We start from the raw sequence: 18,402 nt of genomic DNA on the forward strand, positions 1-18,402 counted from the left end.
CAACTCCATCTGGAGCGAGATCCCATGAGCACCATCGAAGAACGCGTCAAGAAAATCGTCGTCGAACAGCTTGGCGTCAAGGAAGAAGAAGTCACCAACAGCGCATCGTTCGTCGATGACCTGGGCGCTGACTCGCTGGACACCGTCGAGCTGGTGATGGCCCTGGAAGAAGAATTCGAGTGCGAGATCCCGGACGAAGAAGCCGAGAAGATCAGCACCGTGCAGGCCGCCATCGACTACGTCAAGGCCCACGTCAAGGCCTGATGTCAGACGGCAGTGCGCGCGCGGGTCATCCTCGCCGCGCACCGCACCCCATGGGGCCGCTGTTGCGGCCCCGTGTGTTTGAGCATCACATCGAAGCAAACCGAGTTGCCCGTAGAAACCATCCGGGTCAGGAGAAACAGCAATGAAGCGTCGCGTCGTCGTAACCGGCCTGGGTATCGTCTCGCCGTTGGGCAATGATCTGGCCAGCAGCTGGGAAGGCATCACCCACGGTCGTTCGGGCATCGGTCCGCTGACCAACGTTGCTGATGCCTACGTGGATCGGTTCACCACCAAGATTGCAGGTGAGGTCAAGGGATTCGACATCACCGCCGACAATGAACTGTTCGGCAAGTTCCGGGTCAGCGGCAAGGATGCCAAGAAGATGGACCCGTTCATCCATTACGGCCTCGGTGCCTCGTTCATGGCCCTGCATGATTCGGGCCTGGAGATCACCGACGCCAATGCCGAGCGCATCGGCGCCATCGTCGGCGCCGGCATCGGCGGCCTGCTCGGCATCGAAGAGCAGACCATCGAGTTCCACGAGGGCAAGAAGATCTCGCCCTTCTACGTGCCCAAGACCATCATCAACATGCTGCCGGGCCAGCTGAGCATCATCACCGGCCTGAAGGGTCCGTCGTTCTCGGCGGTCTCGGCGTGCGCGACCTCGAACCACTCGATCGGTACCGCGATGCGCATGATCCAGTACGGCGATGCCGACGTGATGGTGGTCGGCGGTGCCGAGCGTGGCTCGTCGCCGACCGCGCTGGGCGGCTTCTGCGCGATGAAGGCCATGAGCACCCGCAACGATGCTCCGGAACAGGCCTCGCGCCCGTGGGACAAGGACCGTGACGGCTTCGTGCTGGGCGACGGCGCCGGCATCCTGATCCTGGAAGAGTACGAACACGCCAAGGCACGTGGCGCGAAGATCTATTGCGAACTGGCCGGCTTCGGCGCCAGCTCCGACGCGTATCACATGACCGCACCGAGCGAGAACGGCGAAGGCGCCGCGCGCTGCATGGTCATGGCCATGAAGGACGCCGGCGTGACCCCGGAGCAGGTGGGTTACCTCAACGCGCACGGCACCTCCACGCCGCTGGGCGACCTGGGCGAGACCATGGCGATGAAGACCGCCTTCGGCGACCACGCCTACAAGATGATGGTCAGTTCCACCAAGTCGATGACCGGCCACCTGCTGGGCGCTGCCGGCGGCGTGGAAGCGATCTTCTCGGTGATGGCACTGCAGGACAACGTCATTCCGCCGACCATCAACCTGGAACAGCCGGGCGAAGGCTGCGACCTGGATTACGTGCCGAACGAAGCACGCCAGGCCAAGGTGGACGTGGTGATGTCCAATGGCTTCGGCTTCGGCGGCACCAACGGCACGCTGATCTTCAAGCGCGTCTGAGTGGTGTTGCGACGTCGCGCCACGCTCGACGTCGCATTGGTAGAGTCGACTGTCAGTCGACTGCCTTTCGATCCGCCGCGGTGATCGTTGATGGGAAAGCAGTCGACTGACAGTCGACTCTACCCATCGGCAATCCGACAAACGGATCAACGCCGTGCACCACGGAGCCGCCGCAAGGCGGCTTCCGTGCATCTGAACTCCCGAACTGGCTGCCATGACCCACGCACCGCTGATCCACCCGCTGCCGCACCCGATCGATCTGCTGGCCCTGCAGCAGCACGACCCGGCGCGTTTCCCGCTGCTGATGGAATCCACCGCCTCGGGCACCGCCCAGGGCCGCTGGAGCCTGCTGCTGGTCGCGCAGGGCGATGGCCTGCGGCTGGATGCCGACGGCCAGGTGCGCGACCAGCACGACCTGGTGCAGCCCGGCACGTTCCTGCAGGCACTGGATCGCGCCTGGCAGCATGAGCGCCTGTCGCATGACGGCAGCCACAGCCTGCCGTTCCGCGGCGGCTGGGCGTTGATGCTCGATTACGAAGTGGCCAGCCAGATCGAACCGGTGCTGCCGGCGCGTGCTCGCGGGGATGGCCGCCCGACCGCGCTGGCGCTGCGCTGCCCGGCCGCGGTGCTGCACGACCACCACAACGAGGCCAGCTTCGTCATTGCCGAAGCCGGCGAGCAGGCATTGCTGGATGCGCTGGTGGCACTGGCCTCGGCCGCGCTGCCCGAAGCCGGGCAGGGCTGGCAGCCACCGCAGGCGGTCGGCGAGGACGCGCCGCAGCGTTTCACCGATGGCGTGCGCCGGGTGATCGAGTATCTGCGCGCCGGCGACGTGTTCCAGGTGAACCTGTCGCGGCGCTGGAACGCGCAGTTCGCTGCGCCGGTCAGCCCGCAGGCGCTGTACGCACAGCTGCGTCGTGCCAACCCGGCGCCGTTTGCCGGCCTGTTCAGCGCGCACGGCCGCCATGTGGTCAGTTCCTCGCCGGAGCGGCTGGTGTCGGTGCACGCCGGCCATGCGCAGACCCGTCCGATTGCCGGTACCCGTCCACGCTTCGAAGGCGACGACGATGCCGCGCGCATCCAGGAACTGGTCGGTCACCCCAAGGAGCGCGCCGAGCACGTGATGCTGATCGACCTGGAGCGCAACGACCTGGGCCGCATCTGCCTGCCGGGCACCGTGGTGGTCGATGAGCTGATGACCGTGGAGAGCTACGCGCACGTGCACCACATCGTCAGCAACGTCAGCGGCCACCTGCGCCCGGAGGTCACGCCCGGCGAGGTGATCGCCGCCACGTTCCCGGGTGGCACCATCACCGGCTGCCCGAAGGTGCGCTGCATGCAGATCATCAGCGAGCTGGAGCAGGTGCCGCGTGGTGCCTACACCGGCGCGTTCGGCTGGCTGAACCGCGATGGCGACCTGGACCTGAACATCCTGATCCGTACCGCCGAAGTGGATGGCCACGAGGTGAGCTTCCGCACCGGCGCCGGCATCGTGGTCGATTCGGACCCGGACAAGGAGCTGGACGAGACCCGCGCCAAGGCCCGCGGCCTGCTGCGCGCACTGGGCCAGCAGGGGTAGTGCCGGCGGGTGCCGTTGTTCCGGTGGGTGCCGACCGTTGGTCGGCACGGCTGCGTGGCCCCGGTCATGACCCCAATCCACCGGCACGGTATCCTGCACGACGGAATCGAGTTCAGAGGTAGTCCATGGCGGGAGCCAAGCGCGGGTGTCTGTTCGTGGTAACGCTGGTGGTGGTGCTGGGCGCCGTCGTGGCCGGCGTGGGCGCGTGGTTCTTCTACCAGCAGACGCGTTTCGCCGATGCCCCGATCACCCCGACTGCCGAGAGCATGGTCATCGCCAGCGGCGATGGCATGAACAGCGTGCTGCGCAAGCTGCGCGATGCCGGCGTGGACGAGGGCCAGGACACCCAATGGCAGCTGCTGGCGCGCCAGCTCGACGCCGCCGGCAAACTGAAAGTGGGCGAGTACGCGCTCAGCGCCGACCTGACCCCGCGCGAGCTGTTGCTGCGCATGCGCGCGGGCAAGGTGCTGCAGCACCGCGTCACGATCGTCGAGGGCTGGAACATCCGCCAGCTGCGTGCTGCGCTCAAGCGCGCCGAGCCGCTGCTGCACACCACCGACAATCTTGATGATGCCGCGCTGATGCAGCGCCTCGGCTTCGGTGGCCAGCATCCGGAAGGCCGCTTCCTGCCGGAGACCTATGTCTACCAGCGTGGCGACAGCGATCTGGACGTGCTCAAGCGCGCCCATGCCGCAATGGAAAAGGCGCTGGACGAAGCGTGGGAAAGCCGCGCGCCGGACCTGCCGATCAACACGCCCTACGAACTGCTGACGATGGCCTCGATCATCGAGAAGGAAACCGCGCTGGCCAGCGAACGCCCGCAGATTGCCGGCGTGTTCATGCGCCGCCTGAAGATCGGCATGCGCCTGCAGACCGACCCGACCGTGATCTACGGCCTCGGTGCCGCGTATGACGGCAACATCCGCCGCCGCGACCTGACCACCGATACGCCGTACAACACCTATACCCGTGCCGGCCTGACCCCGACCCCGATCGCGATGCCCAGCCGCGATGCGCTGATGGCCGCCGCGCAACCCGCTGCGGGCGACGCGCTGTACTTCGTCGCGGTGGGCGATGGCAGCGGCGCGCACGTGTTCTCGCCCAGCCTGGACCAGCACAACGCCGCAGTCGCCCGCTACCTGCAGCAGCTGCGCCAGCAACGTACCCAGGAGACCCCGGCGCAATGAGTCCCGCGCTGCTTCGCCACCCGCGTTTCGTCAGCCTGGAAGGCGGCGAGGGCGCGGGCAAGACCACCGCCATCAATGCCATCCGTGACTGCCTGCGCAGCCACGGTCATGAGGTGGTACTGACCCGCGAGCCGGGCGGTACGCCGCTGGCCGAGCGCATCCGCGGCCTGGTGCTGAAGCCCGATGCCGAGATCGTCGCCGAACCGCTCAGCGCCGAAGCCGAGCTGCTGCTGGTGTTCGCCGCGCGCGCGCAGCATGTGCGCCAGGTGATCCAGCCGGCGCTGCAGCGCGGCGCTTATGTGCTGAGTGATCGCTTCACCGATTCCAGCTATGCCTACCAGGGCGGTGGCCGTGGCCTCGATCCGCAGTGGATTGCCGATCTGGAGCGCCGCGCGGTGGGCCTGCTGCCGGGCCTGACCCTGCTGCTGGACGTGGACGTGGCCGTCGGCCGGGCACGCGCCAATGGCCGTGACCTGTGGCCGGACCGCATCGAAAGCGAGCAGGACGATTTCTTCCAGCGCGTGCGCGAAGTATTCCGCGGCCGTGCGCAGCAGGACCCGCAGCGCTTTGCGTTGATTGATGCGGGCCAGGAGCAGGCGCGCGTGGCCGCTGATGTGGTCGCGCATGTCGAGCGCTGGCTGCAGGACGGGGAAGGCGCATGAGCACGTTCTCGCCATGGCAGCAGCGCGCGTTCGACCAGACCGTGGTCGCGCTCGATGCCGGTCGCCTCGGCCATGGCCTGCTGATCTGCGGGCCGGCCGGTCTGGGCAAGCGTGAGGTGGCGCTGGCATTGGCCGACCACGTGCTGGCCCGCGGTGATGCCGCGCATGCCACGCGCACGCGCCAGCTGATCGCTGCGGGTACCCATCCGGACCTGCAGCTGGTCAGCTTCATACCGAACAAGAGCGGCGACAAGCTGCGTACCGAGATCGTCATCGAGCAGGTGCGCGAGATCACCGACAAGCTGGCGCTGACCCCGCAGTACGGCGTGGCGCAGGTGGTGATCGTCGACCCGGCCGATGCGATCAACCGCTCGGCGGCCAACGCGCTGCTGAAGACGCTGGAAGAGCCGCAGCCCGGCCGCTACCTGTGGCTGATCAGCAGCGACCCGGCGCGCCTGCCGCAGACCATCCGCAGCCGTTGCCAACGCCTGGAATTCAAGCTGCCGCCGCAGCACGAAGCGCTGGCCTGGCTGCAGCAGCAGGGCCACAGCGAAGCATCGGCGCGCGAAGCGCTGGAGGCCGCCCGCGGCCATCCCGGCCAGGCCGACAACTGGCTGCGCGAAGACGGCCTGAGCCTGCGCCGCGAAGTCGGTCGAGATCTGGAACAGCTGGCCGCCGGCAAGACCGGCGCGGTGGAGCTGGCGCAGAAGTGGTGTGGTGACGACAACGCGGCGCTGCGCCTGCGCTTTGCCGCCGACCTGGCGCTGGCCCAGGCCAGCACCGATGCCTTGACCACGCCGGAGCGATTGCACAAGCTTGCAGCCTGGTTCGATGCGGCCAACCGCACCCGCGACCTGCTGCGCACCACGGTGCGTGCAGACCTTGCGGTGGTCGAGTTGCTGCTGGCCTGGAACAAGGTGAACGAGCGGCCTGCCGCAAGGGGAAATCGATGAGTGCCAGCAACGCCCGCCAGGGCATCCTGTCCCTGGCCGTGAAGGACAAAGCCGCGCTGTACAGCGCGTACATGCCGTTCGTGAAGAATGGCGGCATCTTCGTGCCCACGCCCAAGCGCTACTTCCTCGGCGACGAGGTGTTCCTGCTGCTGACCCTGCCCGATTCCAGCGAGCGCCTGCCGGTGGCCGGCAAGGTGATCTGGGTGACCCCGGCCGGCGCGCAGGGCAATCGCACCGCCGGCATCGGCGTGCAGCTGGCCGAGGGTGCCGAAGGCGAGGGCGTACGCCACAAGATCGAGACCCTGCTGGCCGGCCTGACCGGTTCGGACAAGCCGACCCATACGATGTGATTCCGGTAGCGCCGGGCCATGCCCGGCGACGACCTCGAAACACCCGTGAACACGAATGTGAAAAACTGTTGACGGCCTCTGAAAAGCCCCTATAATGAGCGGCTCAGCAACACACCGGGCGGTTAGCTCAGCGGTAGAGCATTGCCTTCACACGGCAAGGGTCACAGGTTCGATCCCTGTACCGCCCACCATGTTGCAGAACGAAAGAAGCCTCCAGAAATGGGGGCTTTTTTGTTGCCTGGCCATCAGCGCGGCCTTCCGGCATCGTTGGAAGCGCGACTCACCGGCTCCCTCAACCGCGCGAAGCGCTCGGGGGACGCACTTCACCGATGCGGGCACAGGATTCCATCCATGCGCTGTTCCGTGGTTCACGGCCGGCGTACTCTCGAGGCAGTGCCGTGCCCCCATTCCCTGGAGTGCCACCATGCCGCTCGCCCGCATCGATCTTCGCAAAGGTAAATCCGCCGACTACCTGCAACGTGTCGGCGAAGCCATCTACCAGGCCATGCGCGCGGTGGGCGTGCCGGAGAACGACCGCTTCCAGATCTTCCAGCAGCACGACGCCGGCACGCTGATCTACGACCCCGGCTATCTGGGGGTGGACCGCACCGACGATTTCATCTGCATCCAGATCACCTGGAACGAAGGGCGTACGCTGGAGCAGAAGAAGGCGTTGTACGCCGGCATCGCCGATGGACTGCACGCGGCGGTGGGCATCCGCCGCGAGGATGTGTTCATCAATCTTGTTGAAGTAAAGAAGGAGAACTGGTCGTTCGGCAATGGCGTGGCGCAGTACGTGAGTTGATGCGCGGAAAGCACCACGCATGGCGTGAATCTACACTTCGCTGCCGACCTGTTCGCCTTCGCTGGCCGGGGCATTGCTGGCCGCTTTCACTGCGTCGGCGCTGTTGGGTTGTTCGCATTCGATGCGGGTGATAAAGCCCTCGCTGCCGATGCTGTGCTCGGCACGCTTGACCAGCCACTGGCCATCCACGCCCTCGCGGAACCCCTGCATCACCACGGTGGCTTCGGCCATCAGTGTTTCGCGGCCGGGCAGGGTGTAGCTGAGCGTCCGCGTCTGCCGTGCCTGTTCGCGATGCTTGGCGCGCGCCGCCGCTTCTGCGCTCTCCCGGTCGGCATAGGCCATGCGCAGGCGCATGATCGGTTCACCGCTGCCGACCTTCACTTCCTGGCGCTTGGCACTGCGCACGTCGCGGTAGTACGCAATGGTGGTACCGGCATCTTCGCGTGCGGCAAGGCTTACCCGGTAGTCGCTGCCATCGGCCGGGGTGAGGGTGACATCGGGAATGCGCTCGCCGCTGGCGCTGGTGGATTCGCCCCGCTTCACGAACACCAGGCGCCCGCCTCCGGGCTTGGCGATGGCATCGTGCTGTTTGGCCAGGCGCAGCAGCAGGTTCATGTCCGACTCCTGCGACTGCACCGTCAGCGGCAGCACGATGGACGCCAGCGATGCGCTCACCGCTGCGTTCAGCCCATGCTCGCCGGCCATGCGTCGCACCATGTCGCCGATCGTGGTGCCCTTCTTCCAGGTGCGTGTCTTCTGCGTCTGCAGGTCGCTCTTGCCCCCCTTGCTGGTCTCGAACGGTGCCGCCCGGGCGCGCAGCGTCATGCTGCCGGGAAAGCCGGAGATCTCCACCTCGTCGCAGATGTACAGGCCTACGCGCCGCACTTCGCCGTCATAGCCGATGAAGGCCTCCAGTTCCGCGCCAACCGGTGGCAGCTGGATCGGATCGGACGGATCGTGGTCGGCCAGCTGCAGTTCCAGCGTGTCGGACGTGTTGCCGGTCTCGTCGGTGATGCGCAGCGACTTGAAGCGCGCCATGATCTTGTCGGTGATGTCCTGGCTGTTGGCCACCACGCGGAAGGCCGGTGTGATGTTCAATCCCACAGGGCGACTCCCTTGCGCTCGCTGGCCGGGCGCTGCACCTCCGGCAGGGTGATCGCTACGCCGGCAGGCAGTACCGGGCCGCGTGCGGCCAGGCCCGGGTTGGCATCGAACACCGCGCGCAGGATGGCCGGTGACTGCTCGCCATAATGCGCGTACGCGATACGGTCTACGACGTCGCCGTCGCGGGTGCTATACGTTCGTGCCATTGCTGTGCTTCCGCAGTGAAAGGGTGAATTCCTGTTTCAGGATCGCGCTGTCGGCGGTGAACTCGCTGGCGGTGGCATCGATCTTCTCGATGACCCACAGGCCCAGGTTGCCGCCTTTGCCGGTCAGCAGTCGATGAGGCGTGCCCTGCGCGGCCAGCTTGCGCAGCTGTGAGAGCTCGTTGCCGGCGCCGCGGAACTGGTAGTAGATGACGCCCGGCAGGGTCATGCTGGCTGAGCCCGGTCCGGTGTACTGCAGGGCCGCCATCTGGCCGATGCGGTCCTGCGCCTGCCAGCGATACTCGTTGGATTGCTGGATCTCCCGGAAGACCGCGGTGTTGAGGCTGAACTTGAAGCCGCCCAGCATCAGCAGGACCGGGGCGTTGCCGGAGTCATTGGCTTTGAACTGCGACAGCAGCTTGTCCACAGTGCCGGTTACGAATTCGCGTTTCATGCTCAGTTCCTGTCTGCAAGGCCACCACGGGCGGCAACCGCGTTGCGACGCTGCAGCTCGTCGGCGGTGCGGCGCGCCACCGCCTCGCTGGATTCGCCTGGCTGCTGGTGGATGGTGATGTGGTTGGTCTGCTGCTGCTGCACGGTGGTCGGTGCGCGCATCGTGGGCGAGGGCATGTCCGGCGCACGGCGTCCCTGCGCGCCGCTCAGCTCGGCCATGCGGCGGTTCAGGCCATCGTTGTCGTTGGTGCCGACCGCGTACGCAACGCGCGCCATGTCGCCGATGCCACCACCGCCGCGCGCCTTCATGCCGCTGTAGATGTTGGCGGCGCCCACTGCGGTCTGCAGCCCGCCCTCGGCGACCTCCAGCGCTTTGTCGTTGGCAGCCCCTACGCGACCACCAAGCTTGTCCATGAACCAGCCGACGCCTTCGATGACTGGCTTGAGCTTTTCCAGGATGCGGTCGAACGCTGCGGTCGCCTTCTGGCTGATCGACTCCCAGATGTTGCCAAGGGTTTCGTTGATGAAGCCGGCGACGGTGCCGAGCATCTCGCCCAGCCACACCACCGCCCCCACCACGCCGCCGATGACCTGGATCACCAGCCGGAAGTTGGTCAGCAGCGCCTCACCCACCAGCGAGCCGATCTGGGCGACGCGTGACAATTCATTGCCGGTGTACTGCGCCGGCTCCAGCATCTTCGACAGCCAGTCCCAGGCCTGGCCGATCAGCCCGCTCATGACTTCCCAGGCGGGGCGCAGTGGTTCAACCGCGCGCATCAGTTCACCCATCGCTGCGGTGCCTGCACCGCTCAGGCCTTCCCAGACGCCGCCCAGGAATGCCTTGATCGGTTCCCAGTACTTGCGCACCAGCAGGGCGCCGGCGGTGATGGCGGCGACCGCAACGGCGATGGGGCCACCGCCGATGGCACCAATGACAGTTGCGACGATGCGGAAGCCCGATGCCAGGCGCATGGCCATCGGCCCGAAGCGTCCCATCTGGGCAAGCAGGTTGCCACCCCGGAACAGCTGGAAGGCCTTCTGAACGCCCAGGATCGGGCCCTGCAGGAAGGTCCAGGCATAGCGAGCGCCGAGTACCGCCGTGCGCATGCCCAGCATGCCGACCACGATCTGCGTGGTGTTGGCGATCAGCTTCGGGTTTTCCTGCACGAACGAGGTGACCCCGTTCAACAGCTCGGTCAGCTTGACCGCGGCCTCGCCCACCGCGGGCAGCAGCGCCGCACCGAACGCCTTGGACAGGTTGTCCACGGCGATCTTGGCGCCTTCGATCTTCTGCGGATCGGTCTGCATCGCGTCGGCATAGGCCGCATCGGTGGTACCCGCCGATCCATTCAAGGCCTTGTCGCGGACACGGATGTAGGTGTCCCAGTTCTCGATCATGGGCTGGACGAAGTTCTTCGCCTGTGCATCGCTGAACAGGGTGCCGATCTTCTTCTGGTCGCCCGCGGTCGCCTGGATGATTCCCTGCATCGCAGCATCGAAGGGATTGCCGCCGCTGGTCTGTGCATCGCCGATGATCTTGCGCAGATCCAGGTTCAGGCTCTTCTTGGCCTTCTCCTGAATGTCCGGCGAGAGCACCTCGGACATGAAACTCTTCATGTTGCTGGCGGCCTTGTCGGCGCCACCTGCCGAGTCCAGCGTGGCTTCCAGTGCCGCACCCAGCGTAGCCGCCGCCGATGTGCCCTGCAGCTTCATCGCCTCGAACGAGGAACCCAGCACCGGCAGCACCTGGGCCATGTCCTTCAGGCCCAGGCTGCCCTGCTGGCTGTTCACCACCAGCACGTCCAGCGCGTTCTGCATGCGCGAGGGATCGATATCGAACGACTGCTGCAGGGCGGCCGCAGCTTGGGCCACATCATCGATGCTGGCACCGGTGACAGTGGTGGTCCGCCCGACAGCACCGAGGCTGGCCTGGGCCGACTGTGCATCCATGCCGGCGTCGATCATCAGCTTGATCGAGCGCTGCAGCGCGTCGGCGCCTTGGTTGGTTGCGCGCGATTGTTCCAGGATCGCCTGGCCAAGTGCGCTGACCTGGGCGCGGCTGAGGTTGGCCGCTACGCCGATCTGCTGGTTCTGGCGGGCGAAGCCGGAGGCGTTCTCGACCGGCTTGGCCAGTGCGGTGACGGCGGTGCCGAGTGTGCCGCGCGCTGCCTTGAACGAGGCGCCGATTTTCTCGCGCTTCTCCAGGTTGGCGGTGCGCTTGGCTTCGACACGCTCCAGCGCTTCCTGTGAGGCGCGCAGCGCATCGGCCTGCGCGCGCATGCGGGTGTATGCGGTGCCCGACTTCTTCATCGCGGCGAGCTTGAGCTCCAGCTTGCCGGCTTCATCACCGAGGCGCTTCACGCCATCATTGGCGAAGGACAATGCGTCCTTCAGCGACTTGGACACCTCACCGCCGATCGTGATCGTTGTCGTTTGAACGTTACTGGCCATGTACCGGCAATCCCTGAATCCACCAGATGAACTTCGACACCCGCAGTGTCATGATTTCGCGCAGGCCCCAGCCGGTATGACCGGCCAGGGCGAGCACTCCCTGCCTGATCTGTGGCAGGGTCAGGTGGTAAAAAGCGCGACGCCTGCCTGCAGTCGTGCGTAGTCGCGCAACGGCATCTTGCGCACGTCGTCCGGCGAGATCTCGCACAGGTTGGCGATCATCCGCACCTCACGCTGGGCGTCGCTGCCCTTGTCGTCCTGGTAGCGCTCCATGTCTTCCACGGTCGGCTCGCGCATGCGCAGCACGGCGGTTTCCATGCCATTGACCTGGCGCGGACGGGTGAGGGTGATCTCGGCGAAGCCATCGCGCTCGATGACGGTGTCGGTGGGGGTCTTGGTCTTGCTGGACATGGATGCGTTCCTGGAATGCGATGCGGTGCGATGGATGCGGGGGCGCGAGGCGCCCCCGGGTTCTTCGGTGCGGCGTGGGCTCAGATGCCCAACGCGCCGCGGATGCCGGCCAGGACGTCGACGCCACCCTGGCGGGCGATCATGTTGACCACGTCGATCTCCTGCACGACCTGGGCACCATGGGTCAGCTTGTAGTAGCTCAGCGCCAGGCTGACCTTGATCGTGCCCTTCTCGCCGACCTTGGTTTCGCCACGGTCCAGCAGCTTCACCTTGCCACGCATGTTGTGCACGACCTGGGTCACTTCGCCGTCGTCGCCTTCCAGTGCCTCGCGGGCGGTGAAGCCGTATTCCTTGCTTTCGATGACGTGGAACTTGCTCATGATCTCCGCGTCGTCGGAGGCGAACTCCACATCGGCGGTCAGCTTTTCATGGCCGAGCACGATCTCGGTCGGGGCCAGCATGCCGCCGGCCTGGAAGTCCTCGGTCTTCAGCGACAGCTTGGGGGCGGTGAAGGACATCACGCTGCCGGCATAACCCTTGCCGTCGACGTAGAAGTTGAAGTTTTTGCGGATCTTGCGCGCCATGCTTAGAAGATCTCCGAGACGTAGTTGTTGTTCATGTGCATGCGGAAGGTCAGCTGCTCACCCGGGTAGGTCGGAGTGAAGTCGAAGTCCCAGTAGAAGCGGCCCTGGGCCACGCTGTCCGCTGCGTTCAGTTCCGGGTCGATCCAGCAGTTGCCGCCGAGGATCGCGCCCTGGGTCTTCAGGCCGCGCAGGAAGGCATTGACGCCCTCGCGCACGTCATCGACGTAGGTCTTGCTGATGCCGCGGTCGACGGCCCACAGGTGGGCGGCTTCCAGGCTGTCGGCGATGATGTCGGCGGTGCGCACCACGCACAGGAACTGCCACTTCGGATCGATGCTGGTGGTGCGGTTGCCCCACAGGCGGAAGCCCCCTTCGCGGATGACCGTGGCCACGTTGGCCTGGTTCAGCAGGTTGGCGCGGCTGGTGGCATCGGACAGGCCGAAGTCGATCGCACGCGCGGTACCGACCACGCCGTTGAGTTCCAGGTTCGACGGCGACGTCCACCAGCCGCGCTCGTTGTCGCTGCGGGCGATGGCACCGGCCACGGCACCGGAGGCATGGCGGGTGACGATGGCATCACCGGACTGCACCAGCAGCGCGGGGTCGACCACGTAGACGCGCTTGGAGCCGGTCAGGGCGGCGGTGGACTTGGCAGCGTCGTCGTTGCTGTTCGGGCCATCCTTGATGATCACTGCGCGCAGCTTGTCGGCAATGCCGAGCAGCTCCGCGACGACCGGGTTGGCCAGCACGGCCTCCGGCTTGGCCGGGTCGGCCGGGTGCACATGGGTGAAGCCGGGTGCTACCAGGATGCGCGGCTTGACGCCGACGATGGACTTGGCGGCCAGCAGTGCATGCACGCCTTCGTAGGCGCCGGTCTGGGCGTTCACGCCGCCCAGCACGTTGGCCAGGGTGGCGCTTTCATTGGCGCCCTTCTCGACGCGGACGACGACGACCACGGCACTGGACTGGTCGAAGATCGCGTCGAGCGCACCGGGCAGGGTGCCCGCATCGGCGCCGGTGGTGGCCGACAGCTTGGCGGCCTGCGACGGCGAGGTCACCAGTACGGGCGTGTTGATGGGGAACGCTTCGGTGTCGGCCAGCGGTGCGGTGCCGACGATGCCGATCACGCTGCTGGAGGCGATGGCAATCGATCGGGCACCGGTATCGATGTTGACGACCTGTACGCCATGGAGAAATTCGGTCATTCGGGGTTCTTCCTCGGTGTGGGTGTGTGCCGGCTTGTGCAGGCGACGGGGTAATGTTCGGAGAATGTGGCGGTCGGGATAATTGCAGCGGTGGCCCGCTGATCGATCAGACCCAGCCGGAGGCGCTGACGCTGGCGCTGAAGGTGGAAACCTGGGCGATACCTCCGGCACGGCGCAGCGCGACGGAAATGCTGACGCTGTCCGATTCGTAGCTGGCGGACCTGGCAGGGACGCTGATCGACACGCCTGCCGACGGTCCAGCCGATGCCGGCACGAACGAGGGAGCACTGGTGCTGAAAGAGGCTTTGGCGGGCGAGGAGCCGGTGATCTGCACTTCGTACTCGGAAACGCTTGCACCTGCCGGAAGCCACTGGCCTGACGCTGCTACCGAGCTGCCTCCATTGCCGCCACCGGCGACGCCCGTGCGGATGGCATAGGTGCCGTCGGCATACATCAGGATCGAGACGGTTGCCGACACGGAGCCGGTGGAGTTGGTCTTGGCGCCATTGCTTGCCGAGTAGCCCTTGCCATGGAATGGCAGCCTGTAGGTGGCGCTGCCGCGGGCCGCCCACAGGTTGGACACGTCCATGCCGTTGATGCGATGGCCTACGTCGGCACGCTTGCTGCCGTACTGGATGTGGGCATAGCGGCGGCTCAGGTCGGTGCCGCCGATACGGCGGCCCGAATCCTGCGCCAGTGGACCTTCAACGTACGGATCGAACAGGTCGTCAAAGTCGACACCGGAAGAGCGATATCCGCTGGGCATGTCAGCGCTCCGCTTTCAGTGCGCGCACTTCAGCGGCCAGTTCCTGGATGGCCTTGGCCATCACCGGCAGCAGCTGGTCGAGCTTGACCGATGCCACGCGCTCACCCTGGAACTCGACGCCTTCCAGGTCGACCGCTTCCGGCACCAGTTCGGCCAGCTGCTCGGCGACGAAGAACAGGCGACGGCGACCGTCGTCGTTGTACTCGGGTTTGTAGTGGCCGGCTGCAAGTTCCATCTGTTCGACAGCTGCCAGGCCATACGGAAGTGCGCCTTCGATGTTTTTCAGCTTGCGCGAAGAGCCAGTATCGAAGCCGCCGGCCGTCCAGAGAGCCCCCGCGGCATTCAGTTGCAGTCGATCCACTTGCGCAGTGGACGACCAGATCCGGAACACGTTGTCCGTGTTGTAGATGTGGAACTCTTGATTCGCGTTCCCACGGTCCTTGATGATGAATGCGGCATTGCCACCTGCGGAAGTGACGCCGCCGACGAATGTGTTCTCCCGGTACTGGACATTGCTGAAGCTCGCGCGCTGCGTCGGAGTTCCTCCATTGAAGTCGTAGGAGTAAAGCGAAAGTGTGGCGTCGCTCTCCATGGCTGTCGCCCATCGGGTCACGTTGTTGCCCCAGCCGAACCGTTGGTGCACGACCTGGGTGCTGCCTTGACCCACATACATGTTCAGCGTGCCGTTCATGATGTCGCCGGCTTTGTTGATCTTCCCGCCGGGATCGAAGTTGCCGCTGGTCCAGATGTTCCCGCCTGCGCTGAGCGTTGCGCTATAGGCACCCTCCACATTGCGGAAGGTGAAGGAGGAACCTGACTTGAAAATGTAGCTGTCACCGGTGCCGAAGTAGATGACACCATCGGTCAGCGTGCTGCCCCAGCCGGACAGGCGCAGCGAGTTGTTGGAGATGGAAACCGCGCCGGTGAACGTCCCGCCACTCTTGTCCATCTTCGCTTCAGGCGCGAAGTTCCCGGCATGCCACATCGGCGAGCCGTTCCAGCGCGGCGTGTCGCCATGCTTGATGGTGATTTCGCTGCTGGCGCTGCGGTCCGCGCTCCACACGCGCCACAGGCTGGAATTTGCCCAGCCACCAATGAAGGACTGCTCGGCACCGGCGGCACCGAAGCCCAGCAACGGATACGTGCCGCTGATGAACTGCTGGTCGGTGAACGTGTTGCCGCCCCTGGACGCCTTGCCATCCAGTGCCGACTGCAGCCCGGTCACATCAGCAATCACATGCTTGTGGCCCACGGTGGCGAAGTCACCGGCCAGGGCGAACTCGGAGGCGTGCTTGCCATCCAGGGTGTCGGCGTCCAGGCCGTTGCCATGCCCGGTGTCCTTCAGCGCGGCGCTCTTCAGTTCCAGCGCAGTGCGCGCCGCCGCGGTGTTCGCCGCAGACAGCAGTGTCTTCGCCAGCGCGGTCGGGGCGCTGGCGCCGAAGCGCTTGTCGGTGTAAGCACGCATGCCACGCGGAGTCACCACGCGCTGGGTGTCGGTCGCATCTTCGGCTTCGGTGCTGGTGGCCAGCTCGACCACGCCGACGACCTCGGTGGTGGCCGGTGGATAGAGGAAGCCGGCATCGCCGAACTGGATCTGCGTCGTGTCGATCCCGCTGAAGCGTGTGTCGGTGGCCAGCAGCAGCATCGATGCGGCCGACTTCTCCATGATCGGATCGGCCTGGCCGTAGCTGGCGAACAGCGTACCGTCAGCCAGGTACAGGCCGAAGCCGCGCAGCGTGTAGGAGGTGGCGCTGTCATCGCGGATGGTGACGTGCACGGTGTCATCGCCCACGGCCTGGCCGCCGAAGGTGGCGACGCGCTTGATCTCGCCGGGCAGTGCCGTGAGCCCCGCCGACGGCACGAAGGCGGTCGAGGTCAGGCCGATCTGGGTGATCAGGACGGCGTTGGTGCCGGTGTTCGGCGGATTGACCAGCTTGGCGAAGCCGGCATCGGTGATTTTCAGGCGCATGCGGGGGTTACTCTCCGATCAGTTGAAGGCGGCGGAAGGCCGTGGCGTGGGCGGCTGCAAGTGCGCCGATGGCGGCGTCGGCCTGCATGCCCTGGGTAAAGGTGAAATGCGAGCGCACCGGCTTGGTCCGGGTGATTTCGCCGATGACGTCCTCGACGAACATCGCCGTGGCGGACTGGCCATCCTGGTTGGCGATGGTCATCACCGCTTCGAAGGTGTGCGGCGCGCCCTTGGGCTGCAGCTGCCACCACTCGCGGATCAGCACCGAGCCGCCGAAGGCGGCCACCACGTCGCGCACGCTGCCGGCGGTGCCCTTGCGGCGCTGGATGGCGATGGCCGTGCGCACCCGTGCGCGTTTCACCGCTTCGGGCCAGTAGGCCTTCCATTCGTCCACCGACAGTGCCCAGGCCAGCCAGGGCAGCAGTGCGGTCGGACAGCGGTCGGCATCCCACAGCGCGGTGATGTCCACCGGCAACGGACGCGCAACGATGGCGCGGGCAAGCGCGCGCTCGGCGTGGGTGGCGTTGGCGGGCAGCAGGTTCGCCGCCGAGGGCACCACCACCTGGGCGTCACCATCGATGACCTCGCCGGGCGCCGGTGCAGCGGCCAGGGTGACCCGGCTGCCCTCAATGACGCTGCCCTGCAGCGGCTGCCGCCCCCGTGCATCGGTGCGGTACACCGCCTGCAGGCTCGCCAGCGCGCCGCCGGGGTGGCGGAAGGTGCGGTTGCGGCCATCGATCGCGCCGCGCAGCCGCGCGTTGATCAGGCGCGTGCTCGGCTCATTCATCGGTGCCGCCGTGGGTCAGAGTCACGCCGGCGCAGTGGGTGGCTTGGGTTCGGTCCACCACCACATCTGCAGCCGGATGGACGATCTCCACGCGCTGCACGCCCTCGGCATGCAATGCGGCGAACAACCCCGAACGGGTGACATCGCGGCCGAGGCGATGTGACTCGCTGATGTAGCGGTCCAGGCGGGTGCGCGCTTCGGCAAGCACGACCTGCGAATCCGGGCCGGCAAAGGTGAACAGCGTGGCGTCGACCGAGTAGGTGACGATCGTGGCCGGCTTCACCAGCACGTGGTCGGTCAGCGGTCGCACGTCATCGGCGCTCAGCTTCGCCTCGACGATGTCGAGCAGGCCCTGGGTGGCGGTTCCATCCGCTTCGCGCGACAGCACCGAGACCACCACTTCGCCGGGGGCGGGACTGGTCGCACTGGCGTCGAGCACGCGCGGGTCGGCGCTCAGCGCATGGAATACATAGGCACCTTCCGGCCCTGCCACGCTGAACCCTTCCGGGCCCAGCTGGATGCGGCGGCGGAAGTCCTCATCGCTCTCATATCGCGGTGGAATGCCTTCCTGCGGCCTGCCCGGGTCGAGCACCTGGCGGGCGACGCCGAAGATCGCGGCGAGGTGGTCCAGGTCGCTGCCACCGGCATAGGCCAGCATCACGCCACGCGCGGCGTCGTTGACACGCTGGCGATCGAGCAGGCGCAGGTAGGTGCAGACCTCCAGGATCTTGAAGGCCGGGTCCGACGGCAGCAGCGCGTCGAAAGTGGGATCCAGGGCCTGCAGTGCGGTCAGCGATTCATCGAACATGGCTTCGAAATCGAGCACTTCGATGACCGCCGGTGCAGGCAGCTGGGACAGATTGACACTGGTGAACGAGCCGGATGCCACGGTTAGCGAACCTCGATTCCTTCGATGGTGATGGCCTCGCCGTCCGGCAGGTGGATCCCGGTCACTGCCAGGATCATCACGCCGGGGGCGGGGAGGGAGACGTCGACGTTCTCGACGTGGAGACGCGGTTCCCATCGCGCCAGCGCGTCGACGGTGGCCGCGATCAGGTCCATGCGCAGCGAGCGGTTGGTCGGCGCATCGATCAGTTCGAATACGCGTGAACCGTATTCGCGGCGCAGTACGCGGGAGCCAAGGGGCGTGGTGAGAATGTCACGCACGGACTGGTGCAGATGGGCGAGCCCATCCAGTGATTTGCCGGTGTTGGCGTCGATTCCTCGCATGGCCTCTATCGTCGTGGAGTGCGGTTTTTCAGGG

20 protein-coding genes and 1 tRNA gene are annotated in these 18,402 nt (G+C 66.2%); 9 read left to right on the forward strand and 12 right to left on the reverse strand.

Annotated features, from left to right (window positions below; genetic code table 11):
- The first annotated feature begins 24 nt into the window (after positions 1-24).
- The 9 genes from acpP (at position 25) to AC5P67_RS10965 (ending at position 7,205) form a co-directional block, all read left to right on the forward strand.
- Entirely contained in the window at positions 25-264 is a 240-nt protein-coding gene (gene acpP / locus AC5P67_RS10925) for an acyl carrier protein (protein WP_005408313.1), read from the forward strand.
- Positions 265-406: 142 nt separating this feature from the next.
- Positions 407-1,669, forward strand: coding sequence for a beta-ketoacyl-ACP synthase II (gene fabF, locus AC5P67_RS10930; RefSeq protein WP_012479290.1), 1,263 nt, complete (start codon positions 407-409; stop codon positions 1,667-1,669).
- A gap of 214 nt (positions 1,670-1,883) precedes the next feature.
- A complete protein-coding gene (locus AC5P67_RS10935) occupies positions 1,884-3,248 on the forward strand; it encodes an aminodeoxychorismate synthase component I (protein ID WP_012479291.1) in 1,365 nt (454 codons plus the stop codon).
- 125 nt (positions 3,249-3,373) lie between these two features.
- On the forward strand, positions 3,374-4,435 hold the full coding sequence (mltG, locus tag AC5P67_RS10940) for an endolytic transglycosylase MltG (protein ID WP_005412449.1): 1,062 nt from the start codon (positions 3,374-3,376) through the stop codon (positions 4,433-4,435).
- Positions 4,432-5,097, forward strand: coding sequence for a dTMP kinase (gene tmk / locus AC5P67_RS10945; RefSeq protein ID WP_049397147.1), 666 nt, complete (start codon positions 4,432-4,434; stop codon positions 5,095-5,097). The genes mltG and tmk overlap by 4 nt, the downstream gene beginning before the upstream one ends.
- Entirely contained in the window at positions 5,094-6,050 is a 957-nt protein-coding gene (locus AC5P67_RS10950) for a DNA polymerase III subunit delta' (protein ID WP_049397148.1), read from the forward strand. Before tmk ends, AC5P67_RS10950 begins: the two co-directional genes overlap by 4 nt.
- The gene (locus AC5P67_RS10955) at positions 6,047-6,400 is read left to right on the forward strand and encodes a PilZ domain-containing protein (protein ID WP_046982794.1); all 354 of its coding nucleotides are present in this window, start codon (positions 6,047-6,049) and stop codon (positions 6,398-6,400) included. Before AC5P67_RS10950 ends, AC5P67_RS10955 begins: the two co-directional genes overlap by 4 nt.
- Positions 6,401-6,516: 116 nt before the next feature.
- Positions 6,517-6,591 (forward strand) — tRNA-Val (locus AC5P67_RS10960).
- A 233-nt stretch (positions 6,592-6,824) separates the two neighbouring features.
- Positions 6,825-7,205 (forward strand): tautomerase family protein, encoded by a 381-nt coding sequence (locus AC5P67_RS10965; RefSeq protein WP_005408320.1) that lies wholly within the window; start codon positions 6,825-6,827, stop codon positions 7,203-7,205.
- Between the two features lie 30 nt (positions 7,206-7,235).
- Here the strand turns inward: AC5P67_RS10965 and AC5P67_RS10970 are convergent, their stop codons facing one another.
- The 12 genes from AC5P67_RS10970 to AC5P67_RS11025 form a co-directional block, all read right to left on the reverse strand.
- On the reverse strand, positions 7,236-8,309 hold the full coding sequence (locus AC5P67_RS10970) for a phage late control D family protein (protein WP_049397149.1): 1,074 nt from the start codon (positions 8,307-8,309) through the stop codon (positions 7,236-7,238).
- On the reverse strand, positions 8,300-8,515 hold the full coding sequence (locus AC5P67_RS10975; protein WP_005408322.1) for a tail protein X: 216 nt from the start codon (positions 8,513-8,515) through the stop codon (positions 8,300-8,302). The genes AC5P67_RS10970 and AC5P67_RS10975 overlap by 10 nt, the downstream gene beginning before the upstream one ends.
- Positions 8,499-8,966, reverse strand: a complete 468-nt coding sequence (locus tag AC5P67_RS10980; protein ID WP_005408323.1) for a phage tail protein — start codon at positions 8,964-8,966, stop codon at positions 8,499-8,501. Before AC5P67_RS10980 ends, AC5P67_RS10975 begins: the two co-directional genes overlap by 17 nt.
- A 2-nt stretch (positions 8,967-8,968) precedes the next feature.
- Positions 8,969-11,416 carry a phage tail tape measure protein gene (locus AC5P67_RS10985; protein WP_111193433.1) on the reverse strand — a complete coding sequence of 816 codons (2,448 nt, stop codon included), beginning with the start codon at positions 11,414-11,416 and terminating at the stop codon, positions 8,969-8,971.
- 120 nt (positions 11,417-11,536) lie between these two features.
- On the reverse strand, positions 11,537-11,827 hold the full coding sequence (locus AC5P67_RS10990) for a phage tail assembly protein (protein ID WP_005412456.1): 291 nt from the start codon (positions 11,825-11,827) through the stop codon (positions 11,537-11,539).
- 80 nt (positions 11,828-11,907) lie between these two features.
- Positions 11,908-12,411, reverse strand: a complete 504-nt coding sequence (locus AC5P67_RS10995; protein ID WP_005412457.1) for a phage major tail tube protein — start codon at positions 12,409-12,411, stop codon at positions 11,908-11,910.
- A 2-nt stretch (positions 12,412-12,413) separates the two neighbouring features.
- Positions 12,414-13,616, reverse strand: a complete 1,203-nt coding sequence (locus tag AC5P67_RS11000) for a phage tail sheath C-terminal domain-containing protein (protein ID WP_111193432.1) — start codon at positions 13,614-13,616, stop codon at positions 12,414-12,416.
- A 106-nt stretch (positions 13,617-13,722) separates the two neighbouring features.
- Complete coding sequence (locus AC5P67_RS11005) at positions 13,723-14,382, reverse strand: hypothetical protein (RefSeq protein WP_012479299.1); 660 nt, start codon at positions 14,380-14,382, stop codon at positions 13,723-13,725.
- Between the two features lies 1 nt (position 14,383).
- Entirely contained in the window at positions 14,384-16,351 is a 1,968-nt protein-coding gene (locus AC5P67_RS11010; protein ID WP_049397153.1) for a tail fiber domain-containing protein, read from the reverse strand.
- Between the two features lie 7 nt (positions 16,352-16,358).
- The gene (locus AC5P67_RS11015) at positions 16,359-16,907 is read right to left on the reverse strand and encodes a phage tail protein I (protein ID WP_134948479.1); all 549 of its coding nucleotides are present in this window, start codon (positions 16,905-16,907) and stop codon (positions 16,359-16,361) included.
- Between the two features lie 223 nt (positions 16,908-17,130).
- Positions 17,131-18,027, reverse strand: a complete 897-nt coding sequence (locus tag AC5P67_RS11020) for a baseplate assembly protein (RefSeq protein ID WP_005412462.1) — start codon at positions 18,025-18,027, stop codon at positions 17,131-17,133.
- Positions 18,028-18,029: 2 nt separating this feature from the next.
- Entirely contained in the window at positions 18,030-18,368 is a 339-nt protein-coding gene (locus AC5P67_RS11025) for a GPW/gp25 family protein (RefSeq protein WP_005408332.1), read from the reverse strand.
- Positions 18,369-18,402 lie beyond the last annotated feature (34 nt).

Source organism: Stenotrophomonas sp. YJH_SMC_21 (genome assembly GCF_059369555.1).